14 protein-coding genes and 1 pseudogene are annotated in these 18215 nt (G+C 68.3%); 5 read left to right on the forward strand and 10 right to left on the reverse strand.

Features of this window, described 5'->3' with window-relative positions:
* Nucleotides 1-10: 10 nt before the first annotated feature.
* The 4 genes from ACWPXK_RS03385 to ACWPXK_RS03400 all read right to left on the reverse strand — a co-directional run bounded on the left by ACWPXK_RS03385 (nt 11) and on the right by ACWPXK_RS03400 (nt 6450).
* Entirely contained in the window at nt 11-1882 is a 1872-nt protein-coding gene (locus ACWPXK_RS03385; RefSeq protein ID WP_454194526.1) for a glycosyl transferase, read from the reverse strand.
* Nucleotides 1883-2024: 142 nt separating this feature from the next.
* Nucleotides 2025-3989, reverse strand: a complete 1965-nt coding sequence (locus tag ACWPXK_RS03390; RefSeq protein ID WP_454195428.1) for a galactan 5-O-arabinofuranosyltransferase — start codon at nt 3987-3989, stop codon at nt 2025-2027.
* 215 nt (nt 3990-4204) lie between these two features.
* The gene (locus ACWPXK_RS03395) at nt 4205-4966 is read right to left on the reverse strand and encodes a decaprenylphospho-beta-D-erythro-pentofuranosid-2-ulose 2-reductase (RefSeq protein ID WP_454194527.1); all 762 of its coding nucleotides are present in this window, start codon (nt 4964-4966) and stop codon (nt 4205-4207) included.
* Nucleotides 4963-6450: an FAD-binding protein gene (locus tag ACWPXK_RS03400; protein ID WP_454194528.1), complete on the reverse strand. Its 1488-nt coding sequence runs from the start codon at nt 6448-6450 to the stop codon at nt 4963-4965. The genes ACWPXK_RS03395 and ACWPXK_RS03400 overlap by 4 nt, the downstream gene beginning before the upstream one ends.
* Nucleotides 6451-6657: 207 nt before the next feature.
* Here ACWPXK_RS03400 and ACWPXK_RS03405 point away from each other — a divergent pair, with 207 nt between their 5' ends.
* Nucleotides 6658-7152: a GtrA family protein gene (locus ACWPXK_RS03405; protein ID WP_454195429.1), complete on the forward strand. Its 495-nt coding sequence runs from the start codon at nt 6658-6660 to the stop codon at nt 7150-7152.
* A 20-nt stretch (nt 7153-7172) separates the two neighbouring features.
* Here ACWPXK_RS03405 and ACWPXK_RS03410 read toward each other — a convergent pair.
* The 3 genes and pseudogenes from ACWPXK_RS03410 to ACWPXK_RS03420 form a co-directional block, all read right to left on the reverse strand.
* Nucleotides 7173-7772: pseudogene (locus tag ACWPXK_RS03410) on the reverse strand (pyridoxamine 5'-phosphate oxidase family protein); the annotation flags it as partial.
* Between the two features lie 618 nt (nt 7773-8390).
* A complete protein-coding gene (locus tag ACWPXK_RS03415; protein WP_454194529.1) occupies nt 8391-10577 on the reverse strand; it encodes a molybdopterin-dependent oxidoreductase in 2187 nt (728 codons plus the stop codon).
* 189 nt (nt 10578-10766) lie between these two features.
* Nucleotides 10767-11285 (reverse strand): hypothetical protein, encoded by a 519-nt coding sequence (locus tag ACWPXK_RS03420; RefSeq protein ID WP_454194530.1) that lies wholly within the window; start codon nt 11283-11285, stop codon nt 10767-10769.
* A 371-nt stretch (nt 11286-11656) separates the two neighbouring features.
* Here ACWPXK_RS03420 and ACWPXK_RS03425 point away from each other — a divergent pair, with 371 nt between their 5' ends.
* Together ACWPXK_RS03425 and ACWPXK_RS03430 are read left to right on the forward strand one after the other, a co-directional pair.
* Entirely contained in the window at nt 11657-12235 is a 579-nt protein-coding gene (locus ACWPXK_RS03425) for a DUF4282 domain-containing protein (protein ID WP_454194531.1), read from the forward strand.
* Between the two features lie 214 nt (nt 12236-12449).
* Nucleotides 12450-13328, forward strand: a complete 879-nt coding sequence (locus ACWPXK_RS03430; RefSeq protein ID WP_454194532.1) for a helix-turn-helix domain-containing protein — start codon at nt 12450-12452, stop codon at nt 13326-13328.
* Between the two features lie 10 nt (nt 13329-13338).
* On the opposite strand, the gene ACWPXK_RS03435 is transcribed toward ACWPXK_RS03430, so the two are convergent.
* Nucleotides 13339-13758, reverse strand: coding sequence for a MarR family winged helix-turn-helix transcriptional regulator (locus ACWPXK_RS03435; RefSeq protein ID WP_454194533.1), 420 nt, complete (start codon nt 13756-13758; stop codon nt 13339-13341).
* Between the two features lie 85 nt (nt 13759-13843).
* On the opposite strand from ACWPXK_RS03435, the gene ACWPXK_RS03440 reads away from it, so the two are divergent.
* On the forward strand, nt 13844-15307 hold the full coding sequence (locus ACWPXK_RS03440) for an MFS transporter (protein ID WP_454194534.1): 1464 nt from the start codon (nt 13844-13846) through the stop codon (nt 15305-15307).
* A 120-nt stretch (nt 15308-15427) separates the two neighbouring features.
* Here the strand turns inward: ACWPXK_RS03440 and ACWPXK_RS03445 are convergent, their stop codons facing one another.
* Nucleotides 15428-15976 carry a dTDP-4-dehydrorhamnose 3,5-epimerase family protein gene (locus ACWPXK_RS03445; protein ID WP_454195430.1) on the reverse strand — a complete coding sequence of 183 codons (549 nt, stop codon included), beginning with the start codon at nt 15974-15976 and terminating at the stop codon, nt 15428-15430.
* A gap of 2 nt (nt 15977-15978) precedes the next feature.
* Nucleotides 15979-16851, reverse strand: a complete 873-nt coding sequence (gene rfbA / locus ACWPXK_RS03450; protein WP_454194535.1) for a glucose-1-phosphate thymidylyltransferase RfbA — start codon at nt 16849-16851, stop codon at nt 15979-15981.
* 225 nt (nt 16852-17076) lie between these two features.
* On the opposite strand from rfbA, the gene ACWPXK_RS03455 reads away from it, so the two are divergent.
* Nucleotides 17077-18111 (forward strand): alpha/beta hydrolase, encoded by a 1035-nt coding sequence (locus ACWPXK_RS03455; protein ID WP_454194536.1) that lies wholly within the window; start codon nt 17077-17079, stop codon nt 18109-18111.
* The last annotated feature ends 104 nt before the right edge of the window (nt 18112-18215 follow it).

The following is an 18215-nucleotide window of genomic DNA, read 5'->3' on the forward strand; positions in this document are numbered from 1 at the left end:
GTGACCCGGACTACCGCAGCATGTGAACGTCCCACAGCCAGACGTCGTCGACCCGGGTCGGTGCGAATCCGAACAGTTGGGTGACGGTTTCACGGAGCACGTCGCCGTTCTTGGTCGGCGGCAGTACGAGGACGTCGGCCTGCCAGAACCGCAGGTCGGTCAGCGCGCGGGTGCGGGTGTCCGCGTCGATCCGCGGCACTGCCCCGGTGTCCTGCGCTTGCACCAGCAGCGCGGTGGTCGGCCGGGTCTCCGGGCCGTAGATCCCTTTCTTGGTGGTGCCGGTCGGGCCGACGAAGTAGCCGCCGGCCAGCGGGAAGGTGAAATCGGCGTCGGCCTGCCAGCGCAGCGCCCGCGCGTCCGGCGGTCGCGGGGGCGGCACCATGACGACCGAGCCGCCCCAGACGTAGCGCCGGACCGTGCCGTCGGCGAAGAAATCCGGTGTCGGTGCCCGATCGATCACCGGGAGGACGGTCGGAGTCAGCGGCAGCAGCGCGCAGGTGACCGCGGCGAACCAGGCCAGCGGCTGCCGGTCCGCCTCCGACTGCCGCCAGGTCGTCACCGCGCGCTCGGTGGCCAGCGCGAGCACCACCGCGATCGCCGGGATCGCGGCCATGCTCAGCCTGCTCTCCAGCACCGTGTTCAGCAACGGCACCTGTTCGGCCCATCGCCACGGCAGATCGATGCCGGTGGGCTGCTTGCCGATGGTGACGACCCCGCCCAGCGACAGCACGCCGAAGACCGCGATCACCACGCTCGCCGCCCGCACCACCCGGTCACGCCACAGCAAGCCCACCGTGATGACGACCAAGAGCAGCAGCGGCCACCCGAAGTACGCGTTCTGCTCGGTGGGATTGATCGCCACGTTCTCGCCGGGAGCGAAGACGCCGCCCAGCGATTCGGACGGGAACTGCACCAGCGCCTCGAGGTCGTTGCCCATCGGACCATGGTCGATCGAGCGGTAGCTCTGCGGGCCGAAGAACTGCCACCAGAGCGGAATCTCGGTGAGCGCCAGCGTGATCACCGCGGCCAGCGCGAGAGTGGGTGCGCCCGAGCGCAGCACGCGCAGCGCTTGCCGCGGTGTGTGCAGGTAGTAGACGACGGTGAACAATCCGAAGGCGAGGGCAAAGATCAGCAGCGGTTCTTCGCCCAGCGCGATCTGCAGCGCGACCAGCAGTCCCAGCGCCACCGCGTCACGAACCCGCCCGCGCGGCCGATCCGGTCCGATTCCGCCTGCCTGCCGCGCCATCCGGATCACCCGTCCCGCGATGACCGGAAGCAGTAGCAGGACGACGAAGTTCGGGTGCGCGTTCGCGTGCGAGATCATCCCGGGGGCGAAGCCGCAGAACAGGCCGCCGATCACCGCCGCGACCCGCGCGTCGACGAGTTCCCGGCAGAACAGCCGGTACCAGGCGAATGCCGTCCCGGCCAGGCCGGCGGTGAGCACGAGCACGAACGTGACGGTGGGCCCGAAGAGCAGGGTGACCGGTGTGAGCGGCACACCGACGCCGAACATGGCCGTATTGGCCATCATGTTCACTCCGGCCGGGAAGTTCTGCAGGTCGGTGCCGAGCGGATTCTGCAAGTTGGCTACCGCGTGCGCGGTGACCGCGAAGAACCATTCCCACATCGTCTGGTCCTGACCGCTTTTGATCAGGTACCCGCTGTCGGTGTTGCGCCACTGACCCGACAGCACGGTGGCCGCGAGCGCCAGATAGCCCACCCCCACGAGTAGATCGGCGCCGACGAACCGGATGCGACCATCGCGGACCGACCGGGGGAGCAGGCGTGGGCGCGCGGGTCTGGTGAGCACCTCTTCTGCTGTGACAACCGCGACCGCCGAGTCCGCCAATTCGGCGGTTTCGACGTGTTGTGCCTGTTTCACCTGCGCATCTCTCCTCGCCGACGCTGAAGCAGCCGCCCTCTGTAACCGACCACGCCGTGCGTGGACTCACAATCGGATGGGTTATCCACTGCGCGGCGGGTTCAACCTCCTCGCGTCGGCTCGGCGAGCGGCGTGGAATCGGTCAGCGACGGACGGTGACGAGGGTGAACGGGCCGATATCGGTTGTGGTGAAGCGCGGGTCGGCGAACAGCTCTTCGGGGAAGCTCACCGTGTAGCGCGCCACGTTCGGATCGTTCGGGTAGACGTCCTTCGCCAGCCGCAGCGTGTAAGCGTCGCCGCTGCGCCGGAACAGGAAGGCGTCCGGCGCGCGCCACGGACTCGTCGCGAGTGCGTCGTGCAGCTCCTGCGGCGTCTTCAGCTTGCTCCAGCGCTCGATCGTCGCCGCGCGGCCCGCGAAATCGGCGAGCGGGTTGGCGTAGTGCGAGGTGAGCGCCTGGAAGCCGAAGTAGGGATAGAAGGACAGGAAACTGGTGTCGGCCGTGAGCACCACGGTGTCCGCGCGCGGGCGTCCAGTCTGGGCGGTGAGGGCCGCGTCCACGTCATGGTAGAACGAGACGGCCGAGGGAGCCCGCTCGTCGGCACGCCGTCCGTCGCCATCGGTGTCGGTGTAGGCGGTGGTGATCTCCGCTGCCAGGATGTGCGGAATGTCCTGGGTGAACGCCAGCGCACCGACCGTCGCGACGACGATCACCACGAGCCGGAACCGGGCGGGCTCGTTCAACGCCTGGTAGATCGCCCGCGCGCCCTCCACGAACCCGAACGCGCCCGCGACCGCGAGCAGCACCAGCAAGACCGGCTCCAGCCGGAACGACAGCAGCGTGGTGCCCGCCGCCGTGGCCGCCATGGACAGCAGCGCCCACAGATAGATCGCGGCCACCCCGATCCCCAACGCCTGCGCCCGCCGCGACGACGCGGCGCGCAGTACCAGCCACACCGTGCCGATCAGGCACAGCGCACCGAGCAGGGAGAACTCGAACATCGGCAGCGGCAGCTGCGAACCCGCTTCCGGCAGATAGTGCAACGCGGTGCCGGAGCTCGCGGTGGCGCTGCGCAGCGTCTTCGCAAGGTACGGCGCCCACACGATGAGTGCGACCACTCCGGCGATCGCCCCGATCACCACCAGACGCAGCAGCGGCGGCACTCCCGCGCGCCAGGAACGACCGGCGCCGGTCGCGCCGCGGGTGCGGCGCGGATGGTCGGCGGCACGCTGCTCACGCACCGCCAGCACGGCCGCCAGCAGGCCCATCAGGCCGACTGCGAAAGCGGCCACGAGGAAGTAGAGGGTGTAGAAGGTGGCCGCCCAGCCGAGAAACAGCCCGGTGCCGATGACCGCGCCCCAGCCACCGGCAGTGCGCTGCCCGGCATCCTCCGGCGTCGTGCCCGACCGGACGTCCTCCAGCGGCCGGTAGAGCGCGCCCCAGGCGAGCACGAGCGCGGGCGGAAGCAGCAGCACGATGACGGCGCTGTAGGCCTCCGGCGCGGCGTACGCCACCGTGACCGCGGTGCTCGCCGCCGCGACGCCCACGGCCCAGTCCGCACGGATCAGCTTCGACCACAGCACCAGCGCGACGACCGCGGCCACCGCGAGGAACCCGATCGCGTACGGCTTGAACACCTCCCAGCCGTCCATCCCGAGCAGATTCGCCACCCGCCCGCCGATCCAGAACCAGCCGGCCGGGTAGAACGGCGGCAGATCCGCGTACGTCATGTCGCGCAGCGCGGCGGAGTCGGTGAGCCGGGTGAGGAACTCGGTGCGGAACTCCTGATCCACCGAGACGCCGAACAGATACAGCTTGGTCGCCGCCAGCGGCATGCCGAGCGTGACCGTGACGAACGTCGAGATCCCCACCCAGGAAAGCAGTTTCGCGATCCACGGCCATTTGTGCAGCCGCAGCAGCGCGATCGCAACTGCGAGCATGACCGCCGCGACGACCTGCCCGACCGTGGTCAGCGCCCGCGTGACGTTCGAGGAATTGAAGGCGGGCCACTGCACCATGGAAAACGCGACGAGCCCGACGGTGGCCACCACGGCGGCTACGACCGCCGCGAGCGCGGCCTCCCCCGCACCGGAGGCGAGCTGTCGCACCAGCAGCGCTGCCCGCCCCGGCGCCGGGGCCGGATCGGCGGGCTGCGACGGCGCCTCGCCCGTCGCGGTGACCGTGCTCAACGGACCGCTCCGTGCTCGTCGCACTCGATTACTCGCATAGCGCCTCCGGATTCACTGGGGTCGACTCCGTCAGACGATAGGTGCCCGCGTGATCGAGGATCACGCGGGCACTGGGTCCGAGCCCGATCGCCGGGTCAGATGGGCAGTCTGCGGAAGATCGCGCGCGGGATGTGCCGCAGGATCATCATCACGTAGCGGAAGGAGCCCGGCGCCCAGACCAGTTCCTTGCCCTTCTGCGAGGCCGAAACCGCCAGCACCGCGACGTCTTCCTTGTCGACGGTGAGCGGGGCCTCTTTGACGTGCGCGGAGAACTTGGTCCGCACCATGCCGGGCCGGATCACCAGCACACGCGGGCCGTGCGGGCGCAGCGCCTCGCCGAGTCCGAGGTAGAAGCCATCCAGGCCGGCCTTGGTCGACCCGTAGACGAAGTTCGAGCGCCGTACCCGTTCACCGGCGACCGAGGACATCGCGATGATCCGCCCGAAGCCCTGCGCCTTCATCTTCTCGCCGACCAGCACGCCGACGGAAACCGCCGCGGTGTAGTTGATCTGCGCGACCTGCACGGCCTTGCGCTGGTTCTGCCACAGCTGTTCGGGGTCACCGTCGAGGGCGAAGGCGACGATGGCGACGTCCACGTCGCCGGCGTCCCACGCGGCATCGATCACCTTCGGGTGACTGTCGGTGTCCAGCGCGTCGAAATCGATGACATCGACCTGGCTCGCGCCCGCGGCCTTCATCTGGGCGACCGCGTCCTCGCGCAGCGGATCGCCGGGCAGCGTCGCGAGGATGATGCGCGCGGTGCCTTTCCTCAGGTACTGCGCGCAGATTGCCAAGCCGATCTCCGAGGTGCCACCGAGCAGCAGAATCGACTGCGGGTTGCCAACGGCATTGATCACTGCAGCTCCAGCCTTCTCGCCATATCGGACATGAAAACTCCTGTGGGATCGACGCTCCGGCGGACCTTGATCCACTCGTCGATCCGCGGGTACATCTGGTGGAACGTCTCGGCGGTGGTCCGCGAGTCCTTCGCGGTGTACAGCCGCCCACCGAACTCGAGCACCCGCCGGTCCAGCTCGCTGACCAGCTCGTTCAGGCCCCGCTTGATCGGGAAGTCGACACAGATGTTCCAGCCCGGCATCGGGAAGCTCAGCGGGGCCTGGTTGCCAGGACCGAACAGCTTGAACACGTTCAGCGCCGAGTAGTGCCCGGACGCCTGGATATCGATGATGATCCGCTTGAACTCCTCGACCGCCTCGGTCGGCACCACGAACTGGTACTGCAGGAAGCCGTTGGAGCCGTAGCCGCGGTTCCACTCCGCGATCATGTCCAGCGGGTGGTAGAACTGCGTCAGATTCTGCACCTTGCCGGTGTAGTTGCCGCCCATCCGGTAGTACGCCTCGCCGATGGACATCAGCGTGAGCTTGTTCATCGTCCAGTTCGGGAAGATGTCCGGGACGGTCATCAGCTGCGGCGCGTCGAACTTCAGCGGCTTGCTGCGCAGCCGCTTCGGCAGCTCGTCCAGCTTCGCCAGCCTGCCGCGGGTGATGGTGGCCCGGCCCAGCTTGGGCAGCGGGCTGATCACGTCGAACCAGGCGCTCGAGTAGGTGTAGTTCGCCTCGCTGCCGTCGCTGTGCGCGGCGATGGTCTCGTCGAGCGTCGTGGTCTTCACGCCGTCGTTGAGGAAGTAGGCGGTCTCCGTCGGCACCATCTCGATGGTCGCGCGCAGGATGATTCCGGTGAGCCCGTTGCCGCCGACGGTCGCCCAGAACAGTTTGGCGTTGCGCTTCGGTGTGATGTGCTGCACCTGCCCGTCGGCGGTGAGCAGCTCGATCGAGCGCACGTGGTTGCCGAAGCTGCCCTCGCTGTGGTGGTTCTTGCCGTGGATATCGGAGGCGATCGCGCCGCCGATGGTCACCTGGCGGGTGCCGGGCAGCACCGGAACCCAGAGCCCGAACGGCAGCGCGGCCTTCATGAGCTGGTCCAGGCTGACGCCACCGTCCACGTCCACGATCCGCGTATCGCGGTCGATCCGGTGGATGTTGTTCAGGGCGGTCATATCGACGACCAGGCCGCCTGCGTTCTGCGCGTGGTCGCCGTAGGAGCGGCCGAGGCCGCGGGCGATCACACCGCGCCGTAGGTGGGCGGGCTTGCCGTCGTTGTCCTCGGCGACCATGGCGACTGCCTTGGCGATCAGTTCGGGATCGCTGGTCGAGAGCACTTCGGAAGAGGTGGGTGCGGTGCGACCCCACCCGGTCAACGTGCGGGTGCGCGTCGGAAGAGTGAACGCGTTCCCCGCGGCCGGGCCGTCGTTCGTGACGCCGGCGCCAGTGTCGTTCCCGGTTGTCGTGGTGGCGGTCGGAGCTTTCGTGGACATCGGCATAGAGGCTACAGGTATGACGCCAGATCCGGTCGCGGTCGCTGTACCCACGGGTAGTGACGAACACGTCGTTTAGAACCGAATCCATCCCGCGGGCTCCTCGGCGCTACGCTCGTCGGCGTGCAAGCCGAACCCCACCTGCCGCTCCCGGCCGAGTTGCCGCTGGTCGACGAGCCCGGCGGCGCGAGCGACGGGCCCGAAGGAGGCAGCGTGCGTAACCACGTAGGGCCCCGGGAGCGCCGAATCGGACACAGCACCGATGTCGACCTCAAGACGCAGATCATCCGGTTCACCCTCACCGGCGGGTTCTCGGCCGTCGTCGACTACGGGCTCTACAGCCTGCTGCTCAACCTGGTCGGCCTACCGGTCAGCGTCGCCAAGTCGATCGGCTTCGTGGCCGGCACCACGACCGCCTACCTGATCAATCGCCGCTGGACCTTCCAGGCCCCGCCCAGCCGCCTCCGCTTCCTCGCGGTGGTCGCGCTCTACGCGGTCACCTTCGCGGTGCAGGTCGGTATCAACGCGGTGCTCTACCACGCCTTCGACGAAGTCTGGTGGCGCCAGCCGCTGGCCTTCGTCGTGGCCCAAGGCACCGCGACGGTGATCAACTTCGTCGTCCAGCGCCTGGTCATCTTCAAGATCGGGACCGATCGCTCGGATGCGTCCGGCGGGCGCGGGACCCGGGCCGAAGCCGTCAGCGGGTGAGCCGGGCCAGGGCCGCCTTCGCGGTTCTGCGCTTTGGCGCCGAAGTAGTCCCCGCCCTTGGCGCGCATGTTGTCGGTGCCCCACTCGCGTTGCGCCCGTGCGGCGGGGACCAGGTGCGGGATGTGCTTGCGGCAGTGGATGTATGCCTCTTCGATGTCGACCACTACCCAGTGCTGCGCGACGCGGCCCTGGTGGTTGGGGGGTAAGTCGGTCACGGCGCCGCGCAGCGCGGGGTCGGCGACGATGCGTGCCGAACCGTTGATGTGCAGTCCGATGAGATCCTGGACGAAATCGATCAGCAGAATGCCGACGTGCGGGTTCTCCAGGATGTTGCCGAGACTGGCCATCACGCCGTTGCCGCGGTATTCCGGGTAGGCGATCGTGCGTTCGTCGATGACGTGCAGAAAACCGGGAAGTCCGGCGCGGAAACTCGCGTCGCATTCGCCCCGTTTGTCCGCGGTGGCGATGAAGGCCATATCCATGCGGCCGATGAATTCGATCATCTCGGCATTGAGCCGGTCCAGCACCTGATCGTCGTAGAACCGCTGGGCTCGGTCCTGTGTGCCGTACCTTTCCTGCAGTTCGCGCTCGCCGACACTGCCGATCTGTGTACCTCGCATCTCCGCCCCTCTGGGTTGTCGGAATCAGGATCCACGAGGCTCGACGTTGAACCGCGGCGCACCGAAATCCCGTTCATTTTAGATGAGAACCGCACGGCAAAACTTCGAAATCAACGTTGAGAATGCACTGAATCGCCCCGTGGCGCAAGGTTTTCCGCAAATTAGCTACAATCCGACCGGCCGGGATTGTCCGGGCGCGGTCAATTGGCCGTCGGCCGCGAAGATCTGGGATCTCATGGAAGATCCGGGGCCAGCCTCCATGATTGCGGGCTACACGGTCGCACCGTCGCCGCCGCACCTGTTTCGAGCGCAGCGAAGTCGAGCATTGCCCAGCGGCGGCTCGTGTCCGAGTTGTCCGTTGCATCCGCGATGACGTGGCGAGCGGCGGCCAGCCAGCGGAGAGCGCCCGAGGGCGGCGCAACCCCGGTACCGCGGATACCGCGCCACGCAACACATCGGCCCCACTCCATTTTCGAGCGAAGCGAGACCGAGCATGTCCCGTTCGCGGCCGGCTCGCGTCCGAGTGGCCGACGCGCAAGCGACGAAGTCGCAAGCGGCGGTCACTCGGACGCGAGCAACAAGGGGGCCGCGAACACGCAGCGCCGCAGGCGCTGCAAATCAAACACAGCTCAAGGTGACCGGGACCCCGTTGAAGACGGCGTTACCGGACGGCACGTCGACTACCGAATCATCGGTGAGCACATTGGCGTTGACCCCGGCGTGTGCACGGGCGACGGTTTGCGCGCTGTCGACGTGGCCCCAACCATGCGGCAGGCTCACCACCCCGGGCATGATGGCGTCGGTCGGCTCCAGCGGAACCGTCAGCGTCCCGGCGGCGGACTTCACCACGGCCTGGTCGCCGAGTCCGAGCCGCTCCACGTCGGCGGGATTGATATGCAGCGTGCAGCGATTCGATCCGCTCACCAGCGGCGCGATGTTGTGCATCCAGCTGTTGTTGGACCGTAGCTGGCGTCGCCCGATCAGCACGATCTCCGGGGCCGCGTCGCCGAGCCGGTCGCGCATCCGCGCCACGTCGTCGAGCAGCGGCTGCGGCGCCAGATCGACCTGCTTGGTAGCCGTCCGCAACACGCCTGGCAGCCGCGGCCGCAATGCGCCGAGGTCGATGCCGTGCGGGTTGTCCAGCAGTACTCGCAGGTTGAGCGTGCCGCCGTTCCATTCCCCGTACGGGCCAAGCCGCAACATCAGGTCGATGCGCTGCTCGGTGCTGTTCTCGCCGATCAGCTCGCCGCGCCGGTCCGCGAGCCCGGCCTTGTGCAGCAGACCCGCGATGACCAGTTCGTCCACGGCGGTGAGCGGGTCGACGCCGTCGGATCCGTCATGTGGCCGGCCGGTCAGCGCCGCGGCCAGGCGGGCCAGCACGGCGGGCTCCGAAGGCCGGTCGCCCAAGGGCACCAGCGGACGCGAATACCGGGTGTAGTTGCGAACCGCGAACTGCAGCAAGGCGAAATCGTAGTGCGGCGATTGCGTCGGACGCGGCGGCGGCAGGATCACGTCGGCGTGCCTGGTGGTTTCGTTCACGTACCGGTCCACGCTCACCATGAAGTCCAGCTGGGCGAACGCCGCGTCCAAGCGCGCGCCGCTCGGCGCGGACAGCACCGGGTTCCCGGCGACCGTCACCAACGCGCGGATCTGTCCCTCGCCCGGCGTGGTGATCTCGTCGGCGAGCGTCGCGACGGGCAATTCGCCCATGGCCTCGGGCAGCTCGCGAACCCGGCTGGTCCAGCGCCCGGTGCGAAACGGCCTGGTGCGGGGGATGCCGCCGGCGGCCGCCATGGCGAACATGGCGCCGCCGGGAGAATCGAGGTTGCCGGTCAGCGTGTTGACCGCCTCGACCAGCCACTGTGTGATCGTGCCGAACTCGGCGGTGCAGGTGCCGATCCGGGCATAGACCGCCGCGGTCGGCGCCGCGGCGAGCTCGCGGGCGAGGCGCACGATCGTCGACGCGGGCACTCCCGTGCGGACCGCCACCGTTTCCGGGTCGAATGCCGCCGCGGCCGCGCGCAATTCGTCCAGTCCGGTGACCTCGACGCGGACGTTGGTCAGCTGCTCGGCGAACAGCGTGTGCACGATGCCGAACAGCAGGTACGCATCGCTGCCCGGACGGATGAACAGGTGCTCGTCGGCCAGTTTCGCGGTGCGTGTCGCCCGGGGATCGACCACGACGAAGCGGCCGCCCCTGCGCCGCAACGCCTTCAGCCTGCCGGGGAAGTCCGGTGCGGTGCACAACGAGCCATTGGATTCAAGCGGGTTCGCCCCGAGCATCAGCAGATAGTCGGTGCGGTCCAGGTCGGGTACCGGCACGGTCAGCGGGTCGCCGAACATCAGCCCACTGGCCACCTGCTTGGGCATCTGGTCGGCCGTGCTCGCGGAGTAGATGTTCCTGGTGCTCAACGCGCGCAGCAGAATCGGTACGTACAGCGTGCCCGCGATGGTGTGCGCATTGGGGTTGCCCAAGTAGGCCGCCGCTGACTGGTTTCCGTGCTCGGCGACGATGGCGGGAAACCGCTCGGCGATGTAATCGAAGGCTTCGTCCCAGGACACGGTGCGCCAGGTGTCGCTGGCGCGGTCGCGGATCAGCGGTTCGGTCACCCGGTCCTGGTCCTCGTCGAGATGGCCGAAGCTGGCCCCCTTCGGGCAGATGAAACCCTTGCTGAAGGGATCGTTCCGGTCGCCGCGGACCGCGGTGACATGGTCGTCGGCGTCGAGGGTGAGTTCGAGTCCGCAGACCGCTTCGCAGAGCGGGCAGGTCCGCAGCAGGGTGCGCGATTGCGTGATCGGGGCCATACCCCATCTTGGCGTCCAGCGGTGGAACTGAAAAGAGAACGCTCGATATCCGCAACGCCGAACGACCGGCACCCGGCGGCGCTCTGGGGTGGGGAGCCAGAGCGCCGAGACGGATGCCGGTCGCAAACAGGCCGGTCAGCGCGGTCCCAGCCCGCGATCAGCAGGTGAACTGAATCTCGGACGCGATCTTCAGCAGGCGATGGTCAGCTTCGCGCGGCGCGACGCGCGGGCGGCGCGGACGGCGGCGGCGATCGCGACGACCGGCGGCACCCAGCGAGCCTCGGCGGGCGCGATACCCCAGTGGGCCGAGCCGGCCGAGAGCTGGGTGGGCGGCAGCGGGATGCCCGCGCCGTCGCTGTACACGGTGGCGCCGGCCTCGCGCAGCGCCTGCAGCGCCATCGCGGCCTTGCGGACACCGGTGACCAGGTGAACCTCGCGACGCTCCGCGCCGGGGATCTCGATCACCGGACCGGACAGATTGTTGGCGCGCAGGAAGCGGCGGACCTCGCCGGCCAGTTCGCCGGTGACCTCGATGCCGGACAAGTCGTCGTCGGTGATCAGGCTCAGACCGTTGGCCGTTTCGGCGACCGTCCATCCGCGCTGGTTGTAGTCCTGCGCAGCGGCGGTCATCTCGGCCGCCGTGACGGAAGTCGGAAACGTGGTGCGCACTGTCTTCTCCATTCCCCGGTAGATCTCTGGGTCCTGCATTCATGGGTCGTATCGCCAGGGGCCGCTTCGAGCGTTACGCGATCTTCGGAACAAATTTCCGGAGTGTCGCCTAGGTCTCATTTCCGAGAGGTCCGACCGTGTGCCGCCGAGCGTCCCGCCGTGGCTCGCAGTTGTTGCTACGCAGCTACTTTCGGCCGCTGACCTGAACACTCGCTGGGTCGAAGCTGTGAAACTGCTGGGGACGGTGTGATTGATGTTGCATGCGCGAAAACTTCCCGGTCCCCCGCGTTTCCGGGCTGGATCGCGCCGCCACGAACGAGGAGGATTCTCGGCATGAGGGAGCGCAGCGAGCGAATCATCATCACAGCGCTGTCGCGCATGCCGGAGCCGAGCGCCAGCGAGGCGCAGGCATGAGCGTCAGGCCGGGAGGCGATGAATCGAACGACACGGGGGTGCCCGCCGGCGGCGGCCAGGCGGAGGAATTCGAGGCCGAGTCGCGGTGGATCACGTGGAAGGCGGCCGAGCGGTCCTCCCGCGACGAGCCGGACGAGGAGCTCGCCGAGCCGTTCGGCAGCCCGCGGGCGTTCATGCAGTGGAGCGAGGCCGCCGCACGCGCCCTGCTCGACGTACAGTTCCATCGCCCGGCCACCCGCACGCTGCTGCCGCTGGCCTACATCCTCGGGCTGGTGTTCGCTTTCGCGGTGCCGATCGCGCTGACCATCTCGATGTGGCGGGTGTCGGCGGTGTTCGGCGTGCTCGCCGCGCTGCTCGGGGTTCCGCTCGCGCTGACCATCGCGGCCGCCGTGCGCCTGATTCTCGAATTCCTGGTGAACGCCTCGCGTCTGGCGACCAGGGTGGAGCACATCAGCGAGCTGGCCGACGATCTGTTCCAAGCTCTGGCCGACGTGGCGGAGCCGGTCAACCAGCTCTCCGAAGACGTTCGAGCGGTGCAGTTCTGGCGTTTCCGCAAACGCACCCCGCGCAGGTAGACAGCGCGAAACGCGTTGCGCGGAGGCCGTTTGGCGCCGAAGTGACACCGACCTGGCTGAGACACGCACAGTGACCGGTGTCAGTTTCGCTGTGAACAATGCTGTTCGGACACCCTCGAACATCCACCGCGGGTGTCCGAGAAGGTGGGCCGCGCAGCCGACCGGGACGTGATCGGTCGTAGCGCGGTCGGTGTACGGCTAGAAGGGGGGAAGTATGGGGCTACCGCAGGGGACCACCGGTTCGACGATGCCGCGGCGGCAACTCGGCCGCCAGCTACGCGATCTGCGCAACCGGGCCGGGATGACCACGCGGGTGGCCGCGCAGCAACTGGAGTGGTCGGAGGCGAAGATCTGGCGGATCGAGACCGGGCAGACCTCGCTGCGCAGTCTCGACGTCGAGGCGATGTGCAAGATCTACGGCGCGCCGCCCGAACTGCTCGAACCGTTGACGGCATTGGCGCGCGACACCAAGGCAAGGGGGTGGTGGACCGCCTACGGCGACGTCATCCCGGAGGGCTTCGAGGTCTATATCGGGCTGGAGGAGGCGGCCGCCCGGCTGTTCACCTACGAGAACGAACTCGTGCCAGGCCTGCTGCAGACCGAGGGCTACACCCGCGCGGTGCTCGCGGCGGCGCATCCGGAACTGTCCGCCGACGCTGTCGACCGCCGGGTGCGGCTGCGTCAGGCCAGGCAGGCGCTGGTCACCCGCGCCGACGCGCCGCTGCGTTTGGACGTGCTGATCGACGAGGCGGTGCTGCGGCGGCGCATCGGTGGCCCGGCGGTGACCGCCGAGCAGCTCGATCATCTGCGCCGCATGTGTGATCTGCCGAACGTCCGAATTCGCCTGGTACCCATGGATTCCGGGTATCACGAGGGCATGAGTTCGGGCCGGTTCGTGCTGCTGGAGTTCCCCGAGGTTGGTTCCGGCGAGCTACCCGAACCGCCCGTGGTGTACGTGGAGGCGTTCACCGGATCGATCTACCTGGACAAAGAGCACGAGATCACGCGCTTCCGCGCGGCTTTCGCGAGTATCGAGGCGGTGACGGTCGACGCGCGCGCGAGCATCGAGAACGTGCGCGCGTCGCTCGGATAGCGCCGCGGGGTCAGCACTTCGGCGGGCCCGGCAACTCCCACGTTTCGTTCAGGACGGCCCGATGGGTGGGCAGCGCCTGCTCGTGGACCTCGCGGCCCTTGTCGGTCAGGCAGACGAACACGACGCGGCGGTCTTCGGCGCACATGGTGCGCCGCACCAGGCCGTCGCGCTCCAGCCGGGCCACGGCGCGCGACAGCGCGCTCTGGCTCAGGTGGATGTCGCCGGCCAGATCGCTCATGCGGTAATCGCCGCAGTTGGCGTCGATCAGCCGGTCCAACGTCTCGAATTCGCTGAGTCCGATGCGATGCCGGGCCTGGAGCGCTTTCTCCAGCGCACAACTCACCACCGCGTGCCGATCGAGCAGCGCACGCCACTCTTCGACCAGCGCGCCGGTGCGCCGGCCCGCGTGCACTGTGGACGGCTTCGACATGGCCCCATCCTAGTGGCCCACGCCATCGTATGCAACTGCATTAGATGTGTTGGCATTTAATGCACGCGCATGTAATGTCCTCCGCATGACTTCACCAGCAACGCTCTCGGCCGCCCCGGCGACCGATCCGACCAGATGGTCCATCCGGCTTTGGGGCATGCTGATCACGCTGTGCATCGTGCTGTTCCTCGACGGTCTCGACGTTTCGATGATCGGTGTCGCGCTGCCGTCCATCGGCGCGGAACTCGATCTGTCCACCTCCACCTTGCAGTGGCTGGTCAGCGGTTACGTGCTCGGTTACGGCGGTCTGCTGCTGCTCGGCGGACGCACCGCCGACCTGCTCGGGCGGCGCAAGGTCTTCCTGATCGCGCTCGCGGTCTTCGCCGTCGCGTCGCTGGCCGGTGGCCTGGTCACCTCCGGTCCGCTGCTGATCCTCACCCGGTTCGTCAAGGGCCTGGCCGCCGCGTTCACCGCGCCGACCGGCCTGTCCATCATCACCACGAACTTCGCCGAGGGACCGGCCAGGAACAAGGCGCTGTCCATCTACACCGTGTTCGGCGCGGGCGGTTACTCGTCGGGTCTGCTGTTCGGCGGTCTGATGACCGGTGTCGGCTGGCGCTGGACGTTCTTGCTTCCGGTGCCGATCGCGCTGGCCGCGCTGGCCGCTGCCTACGTGCTGGTTCCGAAGGACAAGCCCGCCGAAGAAGGCGGCCACGACCTGCTCGGCGCGCTGCTGTCCACCGCCGCGATGCTGCTGCTGGTCTACACCGTTGTCTCCGCGCCGGAAGCGGGCTGGGCCTCGGTGCGCACCATCGGTTCGTTCGTCGCGGTCGCGGCGCTCTTCGCCGGATTCATCGCGACCGAGCGGCGGGTGCGCTACCCGCTGGTGCGCCTCGGCATCCTGCGCAAATCCTCCCTGGTGCGGGCCAGCCTCGCGATCGTCGCGGTGGCCGGCTCCTACTTCAGCTGGCAGTTCATCGTGACCCTGTATATGCAGGACACCCTGGGCTGGTCGCCGCTGAAGCTGGCGATGGCGCTGCTGCCGGTGGGTCTGCTGGTCGTGCTGTCGGCGTTCTTCTCCGACAAGCTGGTGGATCGGTTCGGCACCGGGCCGGTGATCGCGATCACCATGGTCGTGATGGCCGTCGGCTACCTGCTGTTCCTGCGGCTGGACACCGCGCCGTCGTACCTGACCATGCTGCTGCCCGCGGTGCTGCTCATCGGCATCGGCTGGGTCGGCTTCCCGGCCATCAACATCCAGGCCACCAATGGCATCGATGACGACGAGCAGGGCCTGGCGGCAGGCGTGTTGCAGACCGCCATGCAGGTCGGCGCGGCCATCGTGCTCGCCGTGACCACGGCGATCATCGCCTCCGGCGCGCACGCCGACATCTCCGCGGCCGGGATGCTCGACACCTACCGGCCCGGCCTGGAGTTCGCCGCAGGCGTGTCCATCGTCGGCGCGCTCGTCGCCCTGCTGGCTTTCGTGCCGAAGTACCGCAGGCAGGAGCAGCCTGCCGAGGTGAAGGAGCTGGAACTCGTCGGCTGAACGCCGCACGTCGAAGCGCCGTCATCGCAACGGATGACGGCGCTTCGGCGTTTGCGGCTGCCTCGCCGTCGCTCGGCCTGCTTCGGACGGATTACGCCCGGCAGCAGCCTTTCATGCGGCTCAGGAGAAGGGCGGGGCCACGGTGTCTTTCGCGGAACGGATGAAGGTGAGCTCCTTGCCGTCGCGACCGACCCGCGGCCACTCGATGCCAAGTGTGGGGTCGAAGGCATCGAGGTCCCGGTCGAACTCGGGCTGGTACTCCAGCGAGCACAGGTAGGTGACCGTCGACCCGTCCTCCAGCGAGAGGATCGCGTGCCCGAGGCCCTCGGACAGGAACACCGACCGCCGGTGTACGTCGTCGAGCAGCACGCTGTCCCAGCGCCCGTAGGTCGGCGAGCCACGGCGCAGGTCGACGACCACGTCGAGGAACGCGCCGCGCACACAGGTCACGTATTTCGCCTGACCCGGCGGATCCTCGGTGTAATGGATGCCGCGCAGCACCCCGGCCGCCGAGACCGAGCAGTTCACCTGCCGCAGGTCGAACGCGCGTCCGGTCGCCTTTTCGAACTCCGAGGCCTTGAATCCTTCGAGGAACATGCCGCGATCGTCGCCGTGCTGGCGCGGGGTGATCACCCACGCACCGGGCACCGCGAGTTCTCGGAACTCCATGCTCACCAGTCCCGTCCGCGTTCGAGCAAATCGAGCAGGTAGCGGCCGTAGCCGGAGCGGACCAGCGGTTCGGCGAGCGAGCGCAGCCGCTCGTCGTCGATGAAGCCCATCCGCCAGGCCACTTCCTCCGGGACGCCGATCTTCAGGCCCTGCCGCTCTTCGATGGTGCGTACATAGTTGGCCGCGTCCAGCAGTGAGTCGAAGGTGCCGGTGTCCAGCCACGCGGTGCCGCGGGCCAGCACGTCCACACGCAGCCGATCCTGCTCCAGGTAGGCGCGGTTGATGTCGGTGATCTCGTACTCGCCCCGCGCCGACGGACGCAGCGAACGGGCGATCTCGACGACGTCGTTGTCGTAGAAGTACAGCCCGGGAATCGCGTAGTTCGAGCGGGGCACCTTCGGCTTCTCCTCGATGGACACCGCGCGCCCTTCGGTGAACTCCACGACGCCATAGGCCGTCGGATCCGATACCCAGTAGGCGAAAACCGCGCCGCCGTCGATCCCGTGGAAGCGGCTGAGGCTGGTGCCGAGCCCGGGGCCGTGAAAGATGTTGTCGCCGAGCACCAGCGCGGCGCACTGGGTGCCGATGTGGTCGGCGCCGAGGACGAAGGCCCTGGCCAGGCCGTCCGGCTCGGGCTGGACCACGTAACTCAAGTCGAGGCCGAACTGGCTGCCGTCACCGAGCAGCCGCATGAACGCGTCGGCGTCCTCCGGTGTGGTGATCACCAGGATGTCCCTGATCCCCGCGAGCATCAGCGTGGAAAGGGGGTAGTAGACCATGGGTTTGTCGTAGACCGGGACCAGCTGCTTGCTCACCCCGCGCGTGATCGGGTGCAGCCGGGAGCCGGTGCCGCCCGCCAAGATGATTCCGCGCATGCTTGGAGTCTGCCAGTTTCGCGGCGCCGGGATTCGATGAGGTTCCGAGTAGTCGTCAATTCGATTACGGGCGTTTCACTTCCCCCTGCTTCAGGCGATTCTGTTGCGTAGGTCACTTGTGCACGATGTCCTGAAAAACATCGTGTGAGATGTCAGCGCCGACAGCTCGCCTGGGCGACCTCGATCCGGTCTTGACTCGGCGCGCCAGTGTTAGGTAGGTGCGCGATGTCCGACCTCGACGCCCAGTTCGGACGCCGGCATGGTGTGCGAGCCGCGGCCGGCGACGGCGAGCCCGGCGTGGTGATGAATCCGGAAGGGCCCAGCGCGCAATCGCGCTTGCTATTGGCGGCGTGCATGGGTGTGGTGCGGCCCGTGCTGCGGACGTTCCCGGTCACCAAGGCGACCATTCCGATCGGCGCCGCCACGGTGAACGGGCTGGCATGGTTGCGGCCCGAGCCGCGCGGCGTCGACCGCGAGCAGGTATCGCTCAATGGTTTCCACTTGGAGATCATCCGTCCGGCAGGCGCGGCGCGTGCGCTGCGGCACGGTGCGCTGCTCTACGCGCACGGCGGCGGTTTCGCGATCTGCAACACCCGCAGCCACCGGCCGATCGCGGCGAGCCTGGCCCGCCGCACCGGACTTCCGGTGGTCAACGTCGAGTATCGCCAGTTGCCCGGTCGGCGCATCGAGCAGTCGGTGCGGGACTGCCTGACCGCCTACCGATGGCTGCTGCGCCACGGTGCGAATCCCGCCCGGATCATCTTCGCGGGCGACTCGGCGGGGGGATACCTCGCTTTCGCGACGGCACTGCGCGCGTTGGCGGCGGGACTGCCCGCGCCGGCCGGGCTGGTCGGACTGAGCCCGCTGCTGGATCTGGACTACGGCGCGAAGCGGGACTACGTGAACGTCACACGCGATCCGTATATCCCGCTGTCGGCGTTGGAGGCGGTGGTGCGCATCGGCGCGGAGGTCGACGGCGTGCTGGATCCGGCCCTGTCGCCGGTGAACGCGGCGCTGTCCGCGCTTCCTCCGGTGCTGCTGATCGCCGCCGAGGACGAGGTGCTGCGGTTCGACTGCGAGCTGATGACGCAGCGGCTCACCGCGGCGGGCGTGCCGAACGCGCTGGAGCTGTGGCGCGGCCAGGTGCACGCCTTTATGAGCATGGCGCCGAACCTGCCGGAGAGCAGGGCGGCGCTGGCGCGGGTTTCGCGGTTCGTGCGAGCCCGCATCGAGGACGACCAGCAGGCACGGACGGCCTGACCGCCCGGCCTCTTCGAGGCGAGCCCCGCCCCGCATCCGGACGGGACGGGGCTCGCGTCCGTCCGGACTCGTTCGGCCCGGCCAGGTCCGATTTGGCTGCGCAA

Source organism: Nocardia sp. Marseille-Q1738 (genome assembly GCF_965283145.1).